At 67.2% G+C, this 19000-nt stretch carries 17 protein-coding genes; 5 read left to right on the forward strand and 12 right to left on the reverse strand.

The genetic code is table 11. The annotated features are described in order from the left end of the window. Positions 1-53 precede the first annotated feature (53 nt). From AC1Q7Q_RS08555 to AC1Q7Q_RS08575, 5 genes are all read left to right on the forward strand, one after another. Positions 54-1070 carry an alpha-ketoacid dehydrogenase subunit beta gene (locus tag AC1Q7Q_RS08555; protein ID WP_006157630.1) on the forward strand — a complete coding sequence of 339 codons (1017 nt, stop codon included), beginning with the start codon at positions 54-56 and terminating at the stop codon, positions 1068-1070. Continuing rightward, positions 1070-2182 (forward strand): acetoin dehydrogenase dihydrolipoyllysine-residue acetyltransferase subunit, encoded by a 1113-nt coding sequence (locus AC1Q7Q_RS08560; RefSeq protein ID WP_253932168.1) that lies wholly within the window; start codon positions 1070-1072, stop codon positions 2180-2182. The genes AC1Q7Q_RS08555 and AC1Q7Q_RS08560 overlap by 1 nt, the downstream gene beginning before the upstream one ends. Before the next feature lie 133 nt (positions 2183-2315). After that, positions 2316-3092: an SDR family NAD(P)-dependent oxidoreductase gene (locus AC1Q7Q_RS08565; RefSeq protein WP_492376761.1), complete on the forward strand. Its 777-nt coding sequence runs from the start codon at positions 2316-2318 to the stop codon at positions 3090-3092. A 77-nt stretch (positions 3093-3169) separates the two neighbouring features. Continuing rightward, positions 3170-3925 carry a lipoyl protein ligase domain-containing protein gene (locus AC1Q7Q_RS08570; RefSeq protein ID WP_492376762.1) on the forward strand — a complete coding sequence of 252 codons (756 nt, stop codon included), beginning with the start codon at positions 3170-3172 and terminating at the stop codon, positions 3923-3925. A 125-nt stretch (positions 3926-4050) separates the two neighbouring features. Continuing rightward, complete coding sequence (locus AC1Q7Q_RS08575) at positions 4051-5208, forward strand: CaiB/BaiF CoA transferase family protein (RefSeq protein ID WP_492387146.1); 1158 nt, start codon at positions 4051-4053, stop codon at positions 5206-5208. Positions 5209-5735: 527 nt separating this feature from the next. Here the strand turns inward: AC1Q7Q_RS08575 and AC1Q7Q_RS08580 are convergent. The 12 genes from AC1Q7Q_RS08580 to AC1Q7Q_RS08635 all read right to left on the reverse strand — a co-directional run bounded on the left by AC1Q7Q_RS08580 (position 5736) and on the right by AC1Q7Q_RS08635 (position 18966). After that, complete coding sequence (locus AC1Q7Q_RS08580) at positions 5736-6572, reverse strand: shikimate dehydrogenase family protein (protein WP_492370591.1); 837 nt, start codon at positions 6570-6572, stop codon at positions 5736-5738. Positions 6573-6660: 88 nt separating this feature from the next. After that, a complete protein-coding gene (gene gabD / locus AC1Q7Q_RS08585) occupies positions 6661-8109 on the reverse strand; it encodes an NADP-dependent succinate-semialdehyde dehydrogenase (protein ID WP_492370590.1) in 1449 nt (482 codons plus the stop codon). A gap of 128 nt (positions 8110-8237) precedes the next feature. Next, positions 8238-8978: an SDR family NAD(P)-dependent oxidoreductase gene (locus tag AC1Q7Q_RS08590; RefSeq protein ID WP_492370589.1), complete on the reverse strand. Its 741-nt coding sequence runs from the start codon at positions 8976-8978 to the stop codon at positions 8238-8240. 14 nt (positions 8979-8992) lie between these two features. Beyond that, positions 8993-10393 carry a dihydrolipoyl dehydrogenase gene (gene lpdA, locus AC1Q7Q_RS08595; RefSeq protein ID WP_492370588.1) on the reverse strand — a complete coding sequence of 467 codons (1401 nt, stop codon included), beginning with the start codon at positions 10391-10393 and terminating at the stop codon, positions 8993-8995. Positions 10394-10403: 10 nt separating this feature from the next. Then, complete coding sequence (locus AC1Q7Q_RS08600; protein WP_492370587.1) at positions 10404-11636, reverse strand: pyruvate dehydrogenase complex dihydrolipoamide acetyltransferase; 1233 nt, start codon at positions 11634-11636, stop codon at positions 10404-10406. A gap of 1 nt (position 11637) precedes the next feature. Next, positions 11638-12126, reverse strand: coding sequence for a VOC family protein (locus AC1Q7Q_RS08605; RefSeq protein ID WP_492370586.1), 489 nt, complete (start codon positions 12124-12126; stop codon positions 11638-11640). Between the two features lie 45 nt (positions 12127-12171). Next, complete coding sequence (locus AC1Q7Q_RS08610; RefSeq protein ID WP_492370585.1) at positions 12172-14361, reverse strand: alpha-ketoacid dehydrogenase subunit alpha/beta; 2190 nt, start codon at positions 14359-14361, stop codon at positions 12172-12174. Positions 14362-14419: 58 nt separating this feature from the next. Beyond that, positions 14420-15244: an SDR family NAD(P)-dependent oxidoreductase gene (locus AC1Q7Q_RS08615; protein ID WP_492370584.1), complete on the reverse strand. Its 825-nt coding sequence runs from the start codon at positions 15242-15244 to the stop codon at positions 14420-14422. Next, positions 15241-15975 carry an ABC transporter ATP-binding protein gene (locus AC1Q7Q_RS08620; protein ID WP_492370583.1) on the reverse strand — a complete coding sequence of 245 codons (735 nt, stop codon included), beginning with the start codon at positions 15973-15975 and terminating at the stop codon, positions 15241-15243. The genes AC1Q7Q_RS08615 and AC1Q7Q_RS08620 overlap by 4 nt, the downstream gene beginning before the upstream one ends. After that, positions 15972-16730 (reverse strand): ABC transporter ATP-binding protein, encoded by a 759-nt coding sequence (locus AC1Q7Q_RS08625; protein WP_492370582.1) that lies wholly within the window; start codon positions 16728-16730, stop codon positions 15972-15974. Before AC1Q7Q_RS08625 ends, AC1Q7Q_RS08620 begins: the two co-directional genes overlap by 4 nt. Beyond that, positions 16727-18022: a branched-chain amino acid ABC transporter permease gene (locus AC1Q7Q_RS08630; protein ID WP_492370581.1), complete on the reverse strand. Its 1296-nt coding sequence runs from the start codon at positions 18020-18022 to the stop codon at positions 16727-16729. Before AC1Q7Q_RS08630 ends, AC1Q7Q_RS08625 begins: the two co-directional genes overlap by 4 nt. Positions 18023-18024: 2 nt before the next feature. Continuing rightward, the gene (locus AC1Q7Q_RS08635; RefSeq protein ID WP_150984437.1) at positions 18025-18966 is read right to left on the reverse strand and encodes a branched-chain amino acid ABC transporter permease; all 942 of its coding nucleotides are present in this window, start codon (positions 18964-18966) and stop codon (positions 18025-18027) included. Positions 18967-19000: the final 34 nt, after the last annotated feature.

Consider the following 19000-nt stretch of genomic DNA (forward strand, 5'->3'; position numbering starts at 1 on the left):
CCCTCAGCCATTCCGAGACATAACGACAGCAAGCACGATCAGGAGACCACACCATGTCCCGCAAATTAAGCATGAAGCTGGCGATCAACGAAGCGATCGACCAGGAAATGACCCGTGACCCGAGCGTGATCATGCTCGGCGAAGACATCGTCGGCGGCGCCGGCGCGGACGGCGAGAAGGACGCCTGGGGCGGCGTGCTCGGCGTGACCAAGGGCCTGTACGCCAAGCACGGCGACCGCCTGCTGGACACGCCACTGTCCGAATCCGCCTATGTGGGCGCGGCCATCGGCGCCGCGGCTTGCGGCATGCGCCCGATTGCCGAGCTGATGTTCATCGACTTCATGGGCGTGTGCTTCGACCAGATCTTCAACCAGGCGGCCAAGTTCCGCTACATGTTCGGCGGCAAGGCCGAGACGCCGGTGGTGATCCGCGCCATGGTGGGCGCGGGCTTTCGCGCAGCCGCCCAGCACAGCCAGATGCTCACGCCGCTGTTCACGCATATCCCCGGCCTCAAGGTGGTGTGCCCCAGCACGCCATATGACACCAAAGGCCTGCTGATCCAGGCGATCCGCGACAACGACCCCGTCATCTTCTGCGAGCACAAGAATCTCTATGGCTTCGAAGGCGAGGTGCCGGAGAACTCGTACGCGATCCCCTTTGGCGAGGCCAACATCGTGCGCGACGGCAAGGACGTTTCCATCGTCACCTATGGCCTGATGGTGCACCGCGCGCTGGAGGCGGCGGCGACACTGGCCAAGGAGGGCATCGAAGCGGAGATCGTGGACCTGCGCACGCTCTCGCCGCTGGATATCGACACGGTACTGGAGTCGGTGGAACACACCGGCCGCCTGGTGGTGGTGGATGAAGCCAGCCCGCGCTGCAACATCGCCACCGACATCTCGGCACAGGTGGCGCAGCGCGCGTTCGGCGCGCTCAAGGCCGGCATCGAGATGGTCTGCCCGCCGCATACGCCGGTGCCGTTCTCGCCCGCGCTGGAAGATCTCTACATCCCCAGCGCGGCGCACATCGCCGATGCCGCGCGCAAGACCGTGAAAGGAGGGAAACACTGATGGCCGAGATCACCCCGATCGTCATGCCCAAATGGGGCTTGTCGATGAAAGAAGGCACGATCAACGACTGGCTGGTCGAGGAGGGCGCGCAGATCACGGTCGGCATGCCGATCCTCGACGTGGAGACCGACAAGATCGCCAACGCGGTGGAAGCGCCGGACGCCGGCACCCTGCGCCGCAAGGTGGCGGCCGTGGGCGACATCCTGCCGGTCAAGGCACTGCTGGGCGTGCTGGCGCCGCCCGAGGTCAGCGACGCGGACATCGACGCTTTTGTCGCCGCCTATGAAACGCCGGCGGCCGATGAGGAAGAGGAGGGCGCTGCCGCCTCGGCCTATCAGTTCATTGAAGTCGACGGCATCCGCACGCGCTACGCAAAGCGCGGCGAGGGTGCGGACACCGTGTTGTTCATCCATGGCTTCGGCGGGGACCTGGACAACTGGCTGTTCAACCTCGATGCGCTGGCCGATGCGCACACCGTCATCGCGCTGGACCTGCCGGCGCACGGACACGCCACCCCCAGGCTGCCCGGCACCACGCTCGCATCGCTGGCAGGGTTCGTCGCGCATTTCATGGATGCACTCGACATCGGCCAGGCCCACCTGGTGGGCCATTCGATGGGCGGCGGCGTAGCCGCGCAGCTGGCGGTGGACGCGCCGCAACGCGTGCGCTCGGTCGCGCTTGTATCGCCGGCGGGCCTTGGCGAGGAGGTCAACAGCCAGTACACCGAAGGCTTCGTCAACGCGCAATCCCGCCGCGACCTCAAGCCGGTGGTGGAACTGTTGTTCGCCGATGCCGGGCTGGTCAGCCGCCAGATGCTGGACGACCTGCTCAAGTACAAGCGGCTGGACGGCATTACGGAAGCGCTCGGCACACTAGGTGCCAGCCTGTTCGGTGGCGGCCGGCAAACCGAACTGCCCGGTCACAGGCTGGGCGATACCGGCAAGCCTGTGCTGGTGATCTGGGGCGCGCAGGATCAGATCATCCCCGCGTCGCATGCGGCCAACGCGCCAGCCGGCGCGACGGTGAAGGTGTTCGACGATGCCGGCCATATGAGCCAGATGGAGAAAGCCAACGAAGTCAACGCGCTGCTCAAGCGGCATATCGGCGGCTGACGAAGCGGAGTCCCGCTGGTTTGCTCCCCTCCCCCATGAAGCGGGAGAGGGGAGAAGGCCAGCGCGTCGCGCGACGCATTGCGTGGCTGCATGCACTGAAGAAAATCAACAAAACAAGGCTAGGAGACCACCCATGAACGAACCCCTGAAGGGACAAGTCGCCGTCATCACCGGCGGCGCGCGCGGCATCGGCCGCGGCATCGCCCTGACACTCGCCAAAGCCGGCGCTGATATCCTGATCGCCGACCTGCTCGAAGACGCCATGCGCGAAACCGCGCAAGACGTGCGCGCGCTCGGCCGCCGGGTGAGCACCCTCAAGGTCGATGTGACAAAACCCGAGATGCACCGCGCCATGGTCAGGCAAGCACTCGACCAGCTCGGCGGCCTGGATATCCTGGTCAACTGCGCAGGCGTCATCAGTATCCACCCTGTCGACGCACTCAGCGAGCGCGACTGGGACTTTGTCATGGACGTCAACGCCAAAGGCACCTTCCTCGGTTGCCAGGCCGCGCTGGAACACATGAAAGCCCAGCACAAGGGCCGGATCATCAACGTCGCCTCGATCGCCGGCAAGGAAGGCTTCCCCAACCTTGCCCACTACAGCGCCTCCAAGTTCGCGGTGGTTGGCTTCACCAACGCCCTGGCCAAGGAAGTGGCGCGCGACGGCATTACCGTCAACGCGATCTGCCCCGGCATCGTGCGCACATATATGTGGGATCGCCTCTCCGACGAATGGAAGGCGCAAGGCGAATCGGTGGAGGATTCCTGGGCCCGCCACCAGCTCACGCTGATCCCGCAGGGGCGGGCGCAGACGCCGGAAGACATGGGCCGGATGGCGCTGTTCTTCGCGACCATGGACAATGTGACCGGGCAGTCGGTCAACGTCGACGGTGGCTTCACCTTCCATTGACCGGCACCGGGCCGCGGTGCGGCCCGGCGTGTGCGCGTGCCGTTGCGCGTTCCGCCCCGGCGCTTACCGGTCATGCCATGCGATTTGAATTCCTCGATCCCGATCCCACCGACCTCGATCCCTTGCACGCCGAGCAGGCGCTGCTGGAGCAGGCATCCGCCGGCCGCTGGCTGGCGCACCTGTGGCAGGCGCCGGTTTCGCTGGTGGTGCCGCGCAGCTACCTGCGGCATGCGCAACTGGAGGCCGCGCGCGCCGACTTTGCCGCGCGTGGCTGCCCGGTCTGGCTGCGCCTGTCAGGTGGCGGGCTGGTGCCGCAGGGCCCGGGCATCGTCAACCTGAGCCTGGCCTATCCGGTGCGCGGCGGCGCCGGGACCCATGCCGAGCCGGCCTATCTGCATCTGTGCGAGGTGCTGGCCGCCGCATTGAGCCGCCTTGGGTTGCAGACGCACTGGCAAGCGGTGGATGGGTCGTTTTGCGACGGCCGCTTCAACCTGGCCTGGGGCCCGCCGGAGCGGGCCCGCAAGATTGCCGGCACGGCGCAATACTGGCGCCGCGTGGCGGGCGCGGATGACGCCAGCCTGCACGTGGTGCTGGCGCACGCCGTGCTGCTGGTCAGCGCCGATCCTCAGGAGATCAATGGCCGCGCCAACGATTTCGAGGCCGCCATTGGTAGCGGGCGCCACTACCGTGCCGACAAGGTGGTCAGCGTGGCCCAGGCACTGGCCGACAGCGGGCAGCCGGTACCCGGCGACCTCGGCGAGCGCACGTCCCAAGCGCTCGCCGAGGCGCTTGCCGCGACGCCGCCGGCTTTCGCGGCAACGGTCCCGGCCTAGGCCCGGGCCGTTGTTGCGCGCGTGTTCGCGTATTCGTCGTTATTGACGATTCCACATCCCGGCGAGCGTGGCAAACTGACCGGCAAGACGCTTCCCTTGCGGGAGCACACAACCGGAGACAGGACATGGCGGGACCGTTGGCTGGACTGAAAGTGGTGGAAATGGTTGGGATCGGCCCGGCGCCGTTCTGCGCGATGATGCTGGCCGACCAGGGCGCCGAAGTGATTCGCATCGACCGCCCTCGCCCGGCCAATCCCGGCGAGGCGCCGGCCACCGGCGCCGGCCGCGCGCGCTGCGACGTGACCGCGCGCGGCCGGCGCTCCCTGGCCATCGACCTGCGCAAGCCCGGCGCGGCCGAGGTCGTGCTGGACCTGATCGCCAAGGCCGACGTGCTGATCGAAGGCTTCCGCCCCGGCGTGATGGAACGCCTGGGCCTGGGGCCGCAGCCTTGCCTGGCGCGCAATCCGGCGCTGGTGTACGGCCGTATGACCGGCTGGGGCCAGCACGGCCCGCTGGCCCAGGCCGCCGGCCACGATATCAACTACATCGCCATCGGCGGTGCCCTGCACGCCATTGGCCGGGCGGGGGAGCCGCCCGTGGTGCCGCTCAATTACGTTGGCGACTTTGGCGGCGGCGGCATGCTGCTGGCGTTTGGCGTGATGTGCGCCATCAACGAAGCCCGCAACTCCGGCAAGGGGCAGGTGGTGGACGCCGCCATGACCGACGGCACGGCCTTGCTGTCGGCCATGATGTACGGCTTCAAGGCCGCCGGGCGCTGGACCAACCAGCGCGGCGACAACCTGCTCGATGGGGCGGCGCATTTCTACGACACCTATGCCTGCGCGGATGGCAAGTACGTCGCGGTGGGGGCCATCGAGCCACAGTTCTACGCGCTGTTGCGCGAGCGCTGCGGCCTGGACGATCCGCTCTTCGACAAGCAGCTTGACAAACGCCACTGGCCCGAGCTCAAGGCCCGCATGACCACGCTGTTCCTCACCCGCACGCGCGCGCAGTGGTGCGAGCTGCTGGAAGGCAGCGACGCCTGCTTTGCCCCGATCCTGGACTGGGACGAGGCGCCGCAACATCCGCATAACCGGGCGCGCGAGACATTTATCGAGATCGACGGGGTGATGCAGCCGGCGCCGGCGCCGCGTTTCAGCCGCACGCCGGCGGGGGTGCCTCAGGCGCCTGCGGAGCCTGGTGCGGATAGCGAGGCGGTGTTGCGGGATTGGGGGGTGACGGGGGAGGTGATTGGGGGATTGCGCAGGGATGGGGTGATTTGAATTTGATATTGCTGTTGGGACTGCTTGCCGTTCAACGTCAACGTCAAAGGCTTAAAGTCAAAGGCAGTTTCACCACCCCTGCGGGGCGGCTACTTTCTTGTCTTGCCAAGAAAGTAGGCAAAGAAGGCGCGCCGGATGGGGCGACTTCCCCTCGTCGGCAGGCAAAAAGAGCGGCCGGGACCCAAACTCGCATCGCCTTAGGGCGATACTCAGACATGGGTCCCTCTTTTCCGCTCTTTTTGCCTGCCGACGAGGCGCCCCATACGGCCTGGTACACCTTGACGGCTCGCTTCGCATCGCGGGTTGGTGCGGCCCGCCCGTGGGGGCGCTCCGCACGGCTACACCGAATCGGCGTCTGGCGGCAGCGCTCTTGCTTTCGTCCTCGGATATCGCGCGTTTGGGCTTTCGCGCGGGGCGGCATCGGCCGGCGCGCTACCGTTTGCCATCCACCGGTTTGCTCCCCTCTCCCGCTTGCGGGAGAGGGGTGGGGGAGAGGGCGGGCGTTCGCTGCACCGCCGTGCTCGCGCTCAGTCCGCCGGCCCCAGGATCCGCTCGACAAACTCCGGCGCCAGCGCAACGCCCAGGAAGCGCGAGATCTCCACGATCTGTCCATACAGCATCCATTGGCCGTGATGCACCGCGCAGCCGCGTTCGCGCGCGGCCTTCAGCAGCGGGGTGTCGCCATCGCGGATCACGGCCTCGCAGACCAGCGTGCCTGCGCCTAGTTGCGCAGTGGGGAGCGGCGTGGCGTCGGTATCGCGCAAGCCGAGCGCGGTGGCGTTGACAACCACGTCGAAGCCGGTGGGATTGTGGTCGCCGGCACGAATCGAGACGGTCGGCAGCACCGCTTTCAGGCTTGCCGCCAGCTCTTGCGCCTTGTCGGCGGAGCGGTTGTAGATGACCAGTTCGGCCGGGTTCTCACGAGCCATGGCGTAGGCCATCGACTTGCCGGCGCCGCCGGCGCCAAGCTGCAGCACGCGCTTGCCAGACAGGCTGTGGCCGCGTTCGCGCAGGCCGGCGACGAAGCCGTCGCCATCAAAATTGCCGCCGACCCAAAAGCCCTTCTGGCGGTCAAAGCGCATCGCATTGACGGAGCCGAGCAGGCGCGCGGCATCGGTCAGTTCGCCACAGATGGCCACCACCGCCTCCTTGTGCGGCATGGTGACGACGAGGCCTTGCAGGTTTTGCGCGGCCGGCGCGCCGGCGAGGAATGCCTGCAATTGCGCCGCATCCACATGGAAGGGCACACAGACGGCGTTCAGGCCTTGGCGGGCGACCGAGGCATTGAAGAGTTGCGGCGTGCGCACGTGCGCGATGGGGGCGGCGATGATGCCGACAAGCTGGGTATTGCCATCGATCTGCATTGCGGGATTCTGGGTAACGTGGAAGAGGGAGAGGAAGAAGGGCGTGGGAGGCGGGACGGCAGCGCCGTCCCGCGGGCATGGCGATGGTTCAGATGCCGGCCATGCAGGTGTACTTGATGACCAGGTAGTCCTCGATGCCGTAGTGCGAGCCTTCGCGGCCCACGCCCGATTGCTTGACGCCGCCGAAGGGCGCTACCTCGTTCGAGATCAGGCCGGTGTTGACGCCGACCATGCCGTACTCCAGCCGCTCGGAAACGCGCCACACGCGGCCGAGATCGCGGGCGTAGAAATAGCTCGCCAGGCCGAATTCCGTGTCGTTGGCCATGGCGACGACTTCGTCCTCGGTTTCGAAGCGGAACAGCGGCGCGAGCGGCCCGAAGGTTTCTTCACGCGCGACCAGCATGCCGGGCGTCACGTCGGCCAGCACGGTAGGCTCGAAGAACGATTGCCCGAGCGCGTGGCGCTTGCCGCCTTGCAGCACACGCGCGCCCTTGGAGATCGCGTCGGTGATATGTTCCTCGACCTTGATCACGGCCTTGCCGTCGATCAGCGGTCCGATGCGCACGCCGTCTTCCATGCCGTTGCCCACCTTCAGCGCACGTACCGCCGCGACCAGTTTTTCGGCGAACGCGTCATAGACCTTGCTGTGCACATAGAGGCGGTTGGCGCAGACGCAGGTCTGTCCCGCGTTGCGGTACTTGGACACGATGGCGCCTTCGACGGCGGCATCCAGGTCGGCATCCTCGAACACGATGAAGGGCGCGTTGCCGCCCAGCTCCATCGAGACCTTCTTGATGGTGGACGCCGTCTGCGCCATCAGCGTACGGCCGACTTCCGTCGAGCCGGTAAAGGTGAGCTTGCGCACCAGCGGGTTGCTGCTGAGTTCGCCGCCGATGGCGGCAGCCGAGCCGGTGACGACCGACAGCACGCCTGCGGGAATGCCGGCGCGTTGCGCCAGCACCACCATCGCCAGCGCGGTCAGCGGGGTTTGCGAGGCGGGCTTGACCACCATCGTGCAACCTGCCGCCAGCGCCGGGCCGGCCTTGCGCGTGATCATGGCCGCGGGGAAATTCCACGGCGTGATGGCCGCGCACACGCCTACCGGTTCCTTGGTGACGACGATGCGCTGGTTGCTGACCGGTGCGGGAATGGTCTCGCCGTAGACGCGCTTGCCTTCCTCGGCGAACCACTCGATGAACGAGGCCGCGTAGCCGATCTCGCCGCGGGCTTCGGCAAAGGGCTTGCCTTGCTCGGCGGTCATGATGCGGGCGAGGTCGTCCTGGTTCGCCAGCAGCAGTTCGAACCACTTGCGCAGCAGCGCGGAGCGTTCCTTGGCGGTGCGCGCGCGCCAGGCCGGCAGGGCGCGGTTGGCGGCCTCGATGGCCTGGCGCGTCTCGTCGGCGCCCAGCAGCGGCACCTGGCCGACGCGCTCACCGGTGGCGGGATTGGTCACGTCGATATGACGCTGCGCATCGGTCCAGCGGCCATCGATATAGCACTGCTGGCGCAGCAGGGAGGGGTCTTGGAGTTGCAACATGGTCTGGTTCCGGTTCCGTAGCGATGTGGGGGGGGATTCGGCGCAGCGCCGCTGACGGCAGGTTAGCAGGATCCGGCGATCTCGTTTGGCCGCCGGAGGGATGATCAAGCCGCGATTCAACCCGCGATTCAACCCGCGATGTATAGCCCGCCATTGACGTGCAGCACCTCGCCGGTGACAAAGCTGGCCGCGTCGCTGCACAGGAAGCCGATGGCGGTGGCGATCTCGCGCGGCTGGCCGAGGCGCTTGAGCGGTGTCTGCTCAACGGAATCGGCGCCGCGTTTCTGGATCAGCTCGGTGGTCATGGGGGTTTCGATCACGCCCGGCGATACAGCATTGACGCGGGTGCGCGGCCCGAGTTCCCGCGCCAGGCTGCGGGTGAGGCTGAGCAGGCCACCCTTGGAGGCCGAATAGTGCGCATTGTAGTAAGCGCCCCGGTGTGCCGCCACCGACGTCAGGTTGACGATGGCGCTGTTCTCGCGCAGCGCGGGAATGGCGCGGCGCACAAGATAGAACACGCCATCGAGATTGATCGACAGCGTCTGCCGCCATTGCGCGTCGCTCATCTCGGCCACTGGCTGGGCCTGGTACAAGCCTGCCGACGGCACCAGGAAATCGATGCCACCGAAGCGCGCCTGCGCGAGCGCCACGGCGCGCTCGCAATCGTCGGGGCTGGCGGCGTCCATGCGCAGCGTGGCGATGCGCTCGCCGCTCGGGTCCAGTTCGCGGGCAAATCCGGCGACACCGGCTTCGTCCAGATCCGTCAGTACCAGGTTGGCGCCGTGCGCCAGGAACAGTTTGGCCGTCTCACGGCCGATGCCGCCGTTGGCGCCGGTCAGCAGCAGCGTGCGTTGATCGAAGTTGTACATGTTGTCTCCCGTGTTCAGATATGCAGTGCGCGCCCGTAGGCCGCGAGCACGGCTTCGTGCATGGCCTCGGACATGGTCGGGTGCGGCAGGACGGCGGCCATCAGGTCGGCCTCGGTGGTCTCCAGCGTCTGCGCGATGGCGTAGCCCTGGATCATCTCGGTGACCTCGTCGCCCACCATATGGGCGCCGAGCAGTTCGCCGCTGCCAGCGTCGAATACCACTTTCACCAGGCCGGCGGTGCTGCCCATGGCAATGGCCTTGCCATTGCCGACGAAAGGAAACTTGCCGACCTTGACGGGATGGCCGCGCTCCCTGGCCTGTGCCTCGGTGAGCCCCACGCTCGCCACTTGCGGATGGCTGTAAGTGCAGGCCGGAATACGTGTGGCATCGAGCGCATGCGGATGCAGCCCGGCGATCCGCTCCACGCAGATCACGCCTTCGTGGCTGGCCTTGTGCGCCAGCCATGGCGGGCCCGCCACGTCGCCAATGGCGTACACGCCGGGCTCATCGGTGCGGCCGAAGCCGTCGGTCACGATATGCGTCTTCTCGACCTTGACGGCGGTCTGCTCCAGGCCGAGGCCTTCCACGTTGCCGACAATGCCTGCCGCCACCAGCACGACGTCGACGTCGACTCTCGCGCCGCCGGACTTGCCGCCTTGCAGCTCGACGGACCAGCCCTGCCCCTTGCGCTCAGCGCTCTTGATGCCGGTGCCCGTATGCAGCACGATGCCTTCCCGGGTCAGGCTGCTTGCCACCTGCGCGCAAATGTCGGCATCCTCCACCGGCAGGATGCGCTCCGCCATCTCCACTACCGTCACCTCGACACCCACCGCGTGATAGAAGCTGGCGAACTCGATGCCGATGGCACCGGCGCCGACGATCAGCATGCGCTTTGGCACCACGGGCGGCGCCAGCGCCTCGCGATAGGTCCAGACCGTCTTGCCGTCCGCCGGCAGCGCGGGCAGCTGGCGGGCGCGTGCGCCGGTGGCGAGCAGGATGTGGGCGGATGAAACGGTACTGATCGTGCCATCCGTTGCGGTGACTTCCAGCGTGCCCCTGCCCGCCAGCCGTCCGTGGCCGTTGAGCACGGTCACCCCGTTCTTCTTCATCAGGTGGGCCACGCCCTTGTTGAGTTGCGCGGCCACCGCGCGGGAGCGGGCCACCATGGCCGGCAGGTCGGCGGTAGGCGGCGCGGCATGCACACCGTAGGCCGCTGCGTCCTTGACCAGCCGCAGCACATCGGCGGAGCGCAACAGCGCCTTGGTGGGAATGCAGCCCCAGTTCAGGCAGATCCCGCCCAGGTGCGCTTTCTCGACCAGCGCGGTCTTCATGCCTAGCTGTGTGGCGCGGATGGCGGCCACGTAGCCGCCCGGGCCGCCGCCCACGACGATCAGGTCAAATGAGGAGTTCGCCACGTCATGGTCCTTAGATCAGCATCGACAAGGGGTTTTCAAGCAGGCGCTTGAACGCGGCCAGCCATTGCGCGGCCAGTGCGCCGTCGATGGCGCGGTGGTCTACCGAGAGCGTGCAGCGCATGACCTGCCCGGCCTTCAGCTCGCCGTCTTCCACCACCGGCACCGCTTGCGTGGCGCCCACGGCAAGGATGGCGGCCTGCGGCGGATTGATGATGGCGGAGAACTCGGACACGCCGAACATGCCCAGGTTGCTCACGCTGAAGCTGCCCCCCTGGTACTCCTCGGGGCGCAGTTGCGAAGCGCGCGCACGCGTGGCCAGGTCGGCGATTTCGGCGCTGATGACGGACAGCGGCTTGGTATCGGCAGCGCGCACGATGGGGGTGATCAGGCCGGCGTCCGTGGATACCGCTACCGCGATATCGGCCTGCCGATACTGGCGCATCGCCGTGTCGGTCCAGCCCACGTTGGCCGCCGGCACCTCGCGCAAGGCGACCGCCACGGCGCGCACGATGAAGTCGTTGACCGAGATCTTGCGCGGCGCATTGGCGTTGATCTGCGCGCGCAGCGCCAGCAACTGCTCCATGCGGCAATCCGCCGTGAGGTAGAAATGCGGGATGGTGGTCTTGCTCTCGCTCAGCCGGCGCGCGATGGTGCGGCGCATATTGCTGTGCGGGATTTCGGTGAACGCATCGCTGGCCCGGGCTTGCGGTGCGGCGGGGCGCGCAACGGCAGGTGCGCTGGCAACGGCGGGAGCCGCGGCGGCCTGCTCGATATCGCGCTTGACGATGCGGCCATTGGGGCCGCTGCCGCGCAATGCCGCGAGGTCCAGCCCGCGCTGCGCCGCCAGGCGGCGCGCCAGCGGGCTGGCGAAGATGCGCGCGGCCTGCGGCGTGGCAGTCGTGGCAGCAGCAACCGCTTCGCCGGCGGATGCCGCCTCGGCCCGCGGCGCTTGCGCGCTGCCACCGGCTGCGGCGATCAGCGCATCGACATCCACGCTGGTTTCGCCATTGACCAGCAGCACGCCGATGGGCGCGCCCACTTCCACGTCCTGGCCGGCCGCCACCAGGCGGCGGGCGAGCACGCCGGCCGAATCGGCATTGAGCTCGACCACGGCCTTGTCGGTTTCGATTTCGGCGATGCAGTCGCCCACGGCAATCGTATCGCCTTCGTTCTTGGTCCACGCTTGCAGCGTGGCCTGGGTGGCATTGGCCGCCACCTCGGGCATGCGTAGCAGGGTGGCCATGTCAGGCAGTCCTCGGCTGTTGCAGGTCGGGGCGATAAGCCGCGATATCCGCGTACTGCACGATCTCGAGCACGTTGCCTTCGGGGTCGCGGCAGAACGCGAGGTACGTGCCGGGGCGCACTTCGATGCGCTGCGGGCCGGTCAGGAATTCCACGTCTGCCGCGAGCAGCTTGTCGACGGCGGCCTGGATGTCGTCCACGATAAACGTGAGGTAGGTGGCGTTGGCCTTGTCGAGGATGTACTCGGGCGCTGCCGCAGGTGCGGGCGCTTGCACCGGGGCCAGCAGCTTGATGCGCTCTCCGTAGCTGGTTTGCAGGCGCACGGCGGTATAGCCGCCGGCGTGCATGGCAGCCTGCACGGCGCTTGCCGCAGGCACGGCCACTTCGCTGACAAAGGCGAAGCCAAGCACCTGCTCGTAGAAGCGGCGCATGCGCGGCAGGTCGCGCACGGCGATGCCGACCTCCAGTGGAACAATCATGTTCAGTGTCATTGGTATTCCTTGGGTTCGTTCAGTTGGCCAGGCAGGCATCCGGTCTCACGCCGCGCCCTTGTCTCGCATCACCTGGCGCAGGCCCTCGGCCACTTCCTCGGTGCGGGCGGCGGCGGCGCGCTCCAGCACCTTGGAGATGCTCGGCGCGGCCTCCGCGCCGGTCACGCGCTGCACGGGCTGGTCCAGCCAGTCGAAGTAGCGGCGCTGGATCTCGTCGGCCAGCCATCCGCCGTAGGAGGTGCCCCGCGCGCCTTGTTCCACGATCAGTACGTTGTTGGTCTTCTTTACGCTCTGCGCGATGGTGTCCCAGTCAATGCTGGCGCGGTCCAGCCAGCGCAGGTCGATCACCTCGGCGTCGATACCGGTCTGCTCCACTGCTTCGAGCGAGTGGCCGACCATCGACAGGTACGTGATGACAGTGACGTCGCTGCCGCCGCGGCGTACCGCCGCCTTGCCCACCGGCAGGTGATAGTCGAAGTCATCCACGGGGCCCACGCCCGAGGCGTTGTACAGGTCCACGTGCTCGATCACCAGCACCGGGTCCTTGCACGCCAGCGCGGTGTTCATCAGGCCCACGTAGTCGAACGGCGTGGACGGCGCCACGATGCGCCAGCCCGGGTTGGTGGCGAAGATGCCGGCCGGGTCCATCGAGTGCTGCGAGCCATAGCCCGTGCCCATCGCCACCTTGGTGCGCAGCACCAGCGGCACGTCGCTCTCGCCGCCGAACATGTGGCGCGCCTTGCCGATCTGGTTGAAGACCTGGTCGGCCGCCACCCACATGAAGTCCGGGTACATGAATTCCACGACCGGCTTGTAGCGGCCATCCAGCGCCAGCCCGCCACCCAGGCCCACGAACGCGTTCTCGCTGATCGGCGTGCCCAGCACGCGGTCCGGGAAGTTGTCGCGCAGGCCGCGCGTGGCGCCGTTGGTGCCACCCTTGAGGCGGTGCACGTCCTCGCCCATCACCACCACCGACGGATCGGTCTCCATGCGCCGTTGCATGACGTCCGCCACCACGTCGATGAACTTGCGCTTGTCCAGCTTGCCGGAGAAGCCGGCCTCCTCCTCGCAGCGCAGGCCCGCCAGTTCGCTCAGGTCGCCACGGATGCCCACATCGCGGAAGTCCGGGCTCGGCCACAGCTCGGGACGAATGCGGCGCTTGCCCGGCTTGCCGGACGGATCGGCTTCGGTCAGTGCGGCCATCGCGTCGCGCATGGCTTGCTTGATGCGCTCACGCAGCGCGGCGATCTCGTCGGCGCTGATCAGGCCGCGCACCTGCATGCGGCGCGCCATCAGTTCGAGCGGGTCGCGCGCGCGCCATTGCTGCTCTTCTTCCTTGCTGCGGTAGCCGAAGGCGCTCCCGGGGAAGGGGCCGTTCTGGTGGAAGAAGCGGTACAGATCGGCTTCGATGATCGTGGGGCCCTTGCCGGCGCGCATATGCGCGAGCGCTTCCTGCGTGGCCAGGTACACCGCCAGCGGGTCCATGCCATCGACCTTCCAGCTCGGGATATTGAAGCCCATGCCGCGCGCGGACAGGCGCGGCTCGGCGGTGGACTCTTCCACCGTGGTGGAGACGGCGTAGCGGTTGTTCTCGATAAAGAAGCACAGCGGCAGCTTCCATGCGGCGGCCAGGTTCATGGTCTCCAGCACCGAGCCGATATTGACCGCGCCGTCGCCGAAGTAGGTGATGGCGACCGCATCCGTGCCGGCATGCCGGTGCGACCACGCCGCGCCCGCGGCCATCGGCACGCCGCCGCCCACGATGGCATTGGTGCCCAGCGCGCCGGCCTCGGCCCATTGCAGGTGCATGGAGCCGCCACGGCCTTTGCAATAGCCCTGCGCCAACCCCAGGATTTCCGCCAGCGTGCGTTGCAGCAGCGTTTGCACGTCCGCCGGCAGCGGCGCGCGCGGGTCGATGCCGTTGGGCGCGAGGTAGCCCAGCGCCTTGGAGACGAACTGGTGATGCCCGCGATGCGAGCCATTGATCTGGTCCGCGCCGGTCAGCGGCACGATGGAGCCGGCGGCGCCGCCTTCCTGCCCGATGCTGGAGTGCGCCGGGCCGTGGACCAGGCCTTCGGCGGCGAGTTCGAGCACAGCTTCCTCGAAGCCGCGGATCAGGTGCAGGTGGCTCAGCAGCGTGCCGAGCAGGGCCGGGTCGGCCTTGGCCCAGTCTTCATCGGTGGTGCGCAGTTCCACCCATTCGGCGGCGGGGCGCAGGGCGTTACGTTCAGACATTGGAGAATCCTTGATTACCGTTCGATGGTGCTTTCAATCGTGTTGGAGGACTACGTACTCAGAAGCCGTCGGCGGTCCAGCCGCCATCGGAGACCAGCGCATGGCCGGTGATGAACGCGGCCGAGTCCGAGGCCAGGAAGAGGGCGACTTCCGCCATCTCTTCCGGCGCGCCAAAGCGGCGCAGCGGCGTGCGCGCCAGCAGCGCCTCGCCGTCGATGGCCTTGCTGGCCAGCAGCGTTTCCATCAGCGCGGTGCTGGTGTAGCCCGGGCAGACCGCGTTCACGCGGATGTTGTACTCGGCCCATTCCGCCGCCAGCGACTTGGTCAGCGACACCACGCCTGCCTTGGCGGCGCAGTACGCCAGGCGACGTGCGGACGAGGCCAGGCCCCACATCGACGCGGTGCTCAGGATGGCGCCGCCGCCCTGGCGCACCATGCGGCGCGCCGCCGCTTGCGTGCAGAAGAACACGCCGGAGAGGTCGATATCGATGGCGCGGCGCCAGTCGTCGGGCGTCAGTTCCAGCGACGGCTTGTTCATCGAGATGCCGGCGTTATTGAGCAGGATGTCGATGCGGCCAAAGCGGGCCTCGGTGGCGGCGCAGGCTTGCTCTACGGCCTCGGGGTCGGTGATCGAAGCCTTCACGACTTCGACCTGCATTTCCGGGTAAGCCGCTTCCAGTTCCGCCTTGGCGCTGGCGAGTCCTTGCGCATCCAGGTCCAGCAGCATCAGGCGCGCGCCGTGCCGGGCAAAGCCATGCGCCATCGCGCGGCCGATGCCGCTGGCGCCGCCGGTGTTGAGCACGACCTTGCCGGCCAGGCCGGGGTAGCTGGCGCGCGCAAACGGCTGCGCGTTCGGGTATCCAATAGGCAAAGAGGTGCTCATACGGCTAACCAGTCCTTCAGAAGTTGGGTATTGGAGGTGAGTTGTTCGGGCGTGCCTTCGAAGACGATGCGACCGTGGCCCATCACGCAGACGCGGCTCGATACCTTCAGCGCGATGGCGAGCTTTTGCTCCACCAGCACCACCGAGACGCCCCGGCGGTGAATGTCCTGGATGGCCTCGCCAACCACCGTCACGATCTTTGGCGCGAGGCCTTCGGTGGGCTCGTCGATCAGGATCACCAAGGGGTTGCCCAGCAGCGAGCGGCACATGGTCAGCATCTGCTGCTCGCCGCCGGAAAGGCTGCCGGCCTTGGTGTTGCGGCGCTCCTTCAGGCGCGGGAAGTAGTCGAACATCTGCTCGAACGTCCATTGCGGCGCGCCTTCGGTGGCGCGCTGCTCGCCCATGCGCAGGTTTTCGTCCACGGTCAGGTTGGCGAAGACCTCGCGCTCTTCCGGCACATAGGCAATGCCGCGCCGGCAGATCGCATACGATTGCGCGCCGGTCAGATCGCGCCCGCGCAGCCTGATGTGGCCAGCGCTTGGCGGCACCAGGCCCATGATGGCCTTGAGCGTGGTGGAGCGGCCCGAGCCGTTGCGGCCCAGCAGGCTTACCACTTCGGCCCGCCCAACGCGGAAATCCACGCCGTGCAGGATGTGGCTCTTGCCGTAGTGCGCGTGCAGTCCTTGCACGCTCAGCAGCGGATCGGCGTCTTGTACGGACTGCGCGCTCATACCGTGACCTCCTCGCCCAGATAGGCTTCCTTGACGCGTGCGTTGTTGCGGATCTCGTCGGGCGTGCCGGTGGCGACGATCTCGCCGTAGACCAGCACGCTGATGCGGTCGCTGAGCGAGAACACCACGTCCATGTCGTGCTCCACGATCAGCAGCGTGCGGCCCTGCGCGATCTCGCGGATCAGGCCGGCGGTGTAGTCGGTTTCCTCCTGCGACATGCCCGCCATCGGCTCGTCGAGCATGATGACCTTCGGGTCCGAGGCCAGCGTCATGGCGATCTCCAGCGAGCGCTGCTCCGAATACGACAGCTCGCCGGCGATGGCTTGTGCGCGCCCGGCCAGCCGCACCTGTTCGAGCAGGTGCTGGGTCTCGTCGCGCACGGCACGCACCTTGTGGGCGAACTTCCACAGCGTGTATTGCAGGCCGTGGCGCCGCATGACGGCGAGGCGCAGGTTCTCGAAAACGGTGAGGCCCGCGAAGATATTGGTGATCTGGAACGAGCGCGCCAGGCCGCGATGGTTGATGCTCTGCGGCGACAGCCCGTGGATCGGCTCGCCGTTGAGCATGATCTCGCCTTGGGTCAGGGGCAGGCGCCCGGAGATCAGGTGGAACAGCGTGGACTTGCCGGCGCCGTTCGGGCCGATCAGCGCGTGGCGTTCACCACTGACGAGATCGAGGTCCACGCCACGGATGATGTCGACGTCGCCGAAGGATTTGCGCAGTCCGCGCAGGGAGAGCATCGCTTGCGTGTTCATGCCGGGTTCCTCCGGACGTTGGTGGCCGCGGTGGCGGGCGCGTCGGTGGCGGGGGTGGTGTCCTTCAGGCGCAGCCAGCGGCCGTTGGCCAGGCGGGCCGTGGCGATGCCTGCCACCAGCAGCGCCGCGGGCACCAGCCAGGTCAGTGGCGAGATGGGATCCCATTCGCGGCCAAACAGTGCAATCGCGGGCCAGCCACCACCATTCAGGGCAGCCATGGAGCGGTAGTCTTGCGAGAAGAAGCGCTGCAGCATCTCCACCGTGAACACCGTGCCGCCTGCGAGCAGCAACGTGCCGACGACAAATGCCAGCGCCATGGGCAGCAGCGCACGCAGGCCATAGGTCTTGCTGTGCGTGGCGAAGGACTTGATCAGCCCGGCCAGGCCCGTCGGCATGAACATCATCACCAGCACGAACACGATGCCCTGGTACAGCAGCCACGAGCGCGTCAGGTCCGATACCGCATAGCCGAAGAAGGTCATCACCGCCGCGCCCAGCGCCGGGCCGAGGAAGAGCTTCACGCCGCCGATATAGCTGTTGAGCACCACCGCCGCGGAGGCGGATGACTCGAACACCACGTAGTTGGCCGCTTCCATGTTGAGTGCCTGCAGCGCGCCAGCGATGCCAGCGAACATGGCCGAGACGGCGAACACCAGCACGCCGAGGCGGTGCGTGTCATAGCCGAGAAAGCGCAGGCGGTTGGCGTTCTCCCGCAGGCCCAGGGTCAGGCGGCCCACCGGCGTCAGCGTGAACAGGTACAGCAGCGCCAGCGACAGCAGCACCCAGAACAGTGTCAGGTAGTAGACCTGGTTGCTGTCGCCGAAGGCGAGGCCCCACGCCGGCATGCGCATGGTGGACAGGCCCGCTTCGCCGCCGAACCAGCCCTTCAGGTGCGGCGCCAGCGAGTGCAGCAGTTCGGCCAGCGCCAGCGTGATCATGGCGAAGTAGACGCCGGTACGCTTGGTGGCGAACCAGCCGGCGGCCAGGCCGGCGACCAGGCCCATGGCGCCGCCGGCCAGCGGCAGCAGCGGCGTGGGCAGCAGGCCGTTGCCGCCAAAGGCGTTCATGGCGTGCACGGTGGCAAAGCTGCCAATGCCGAAGTACGCCGCATGGCCAAACGACAGCATGCCGCCCTGGCCGCTGAGCAGGTTGAACGAGGCCGCGAACAGCACCGCGATCAGCATCTGGATGGACGCGTTGACCAGCGATTGCGACAGCACCATCGGCAGCGCCAGCAGTGCGCCAGTGCCGAGCAGCAGCAAGGTCTTCTGCGTGTTGGAGAGGTGGGTCATGGTTACTCCTTCTCGCCCATCAAGCCTGACGGACGGACCAGCAAGATCAACAGCATCAGCGCGAACGGGATCGTCCCGGCCAGGCTGGAGAGTTTCAGGGTCATCAGCCCTCCGGCTTGCTCGGCCCAGGCGCCCGCTCCGGCCAAGGCCAGCAGGTCGGCTAGGCTGCGATCGATGCCGACCGAGAACGACGTGATCAGCCCGATCAGCAGCGAGGCGAGCATGGCGCCCTCCAGCGATCCCAGGCCGCCCACTACCACCACGACGAAGACCATCACGCCGAGTTCCAGCGCCATGTTCGGGTTGGTGGTGTAGAACGCGCCCGCCACCGCGCCGGCCAGGCCCGCCAGCGCCGCGCCGATGCCGAACACACCCATGAAGACCAGCGGCACGTTGTGGCCCAGCGCCTCGGCCATGCGCGGCTTGTAGATCGCCGAGCGCACCACGATGCCGACCCGGGTGCGCGTGAGCAGCAGGTAGATCACGGCGAACATGGCCACGGCGATGCCGCCCATGAACACGCGATAGAAGGGATAGGAGGACACGCCCAGGTGGAAGGCCGCGAAGTCCAGCGATGCCGGGATGCGGTAATCCACCGGGAAGTTGCCGAAGAACAGCTTGATCAGCTCGGCAATGATGAAAGACAGGCCAAAGGTCAGCAGCAGTTCGTGCGCGTGGCCGTGGTGATGGACTCGGCGCAGGAAGAAACGCTCCACCGCCACCCCGACCAGTCCCACCAGGATCGGCGAAACCACGATGGCCGGCCAGAAGCCGATCGTGCCTTGCAACGTATAGGCAAAGTAGGCGCCCAGCATGTAGAACGACGCATGGGCAAAGTTGAGCACGCCCATCATGCCGAAGATGAGGGTCAGGCCAGCGGAAACCATGAACAGCAGCAGGCCGTAGATGGTGCCGTTAAGCAATGAGACGACGAGGTATTCCATGAGGCTTCCTTGGAACGAGCCTGTGCGGCCAACT

The organism is Cupriavidus sp. GW823-FHT07A04 (assembly GCF_058794615.1).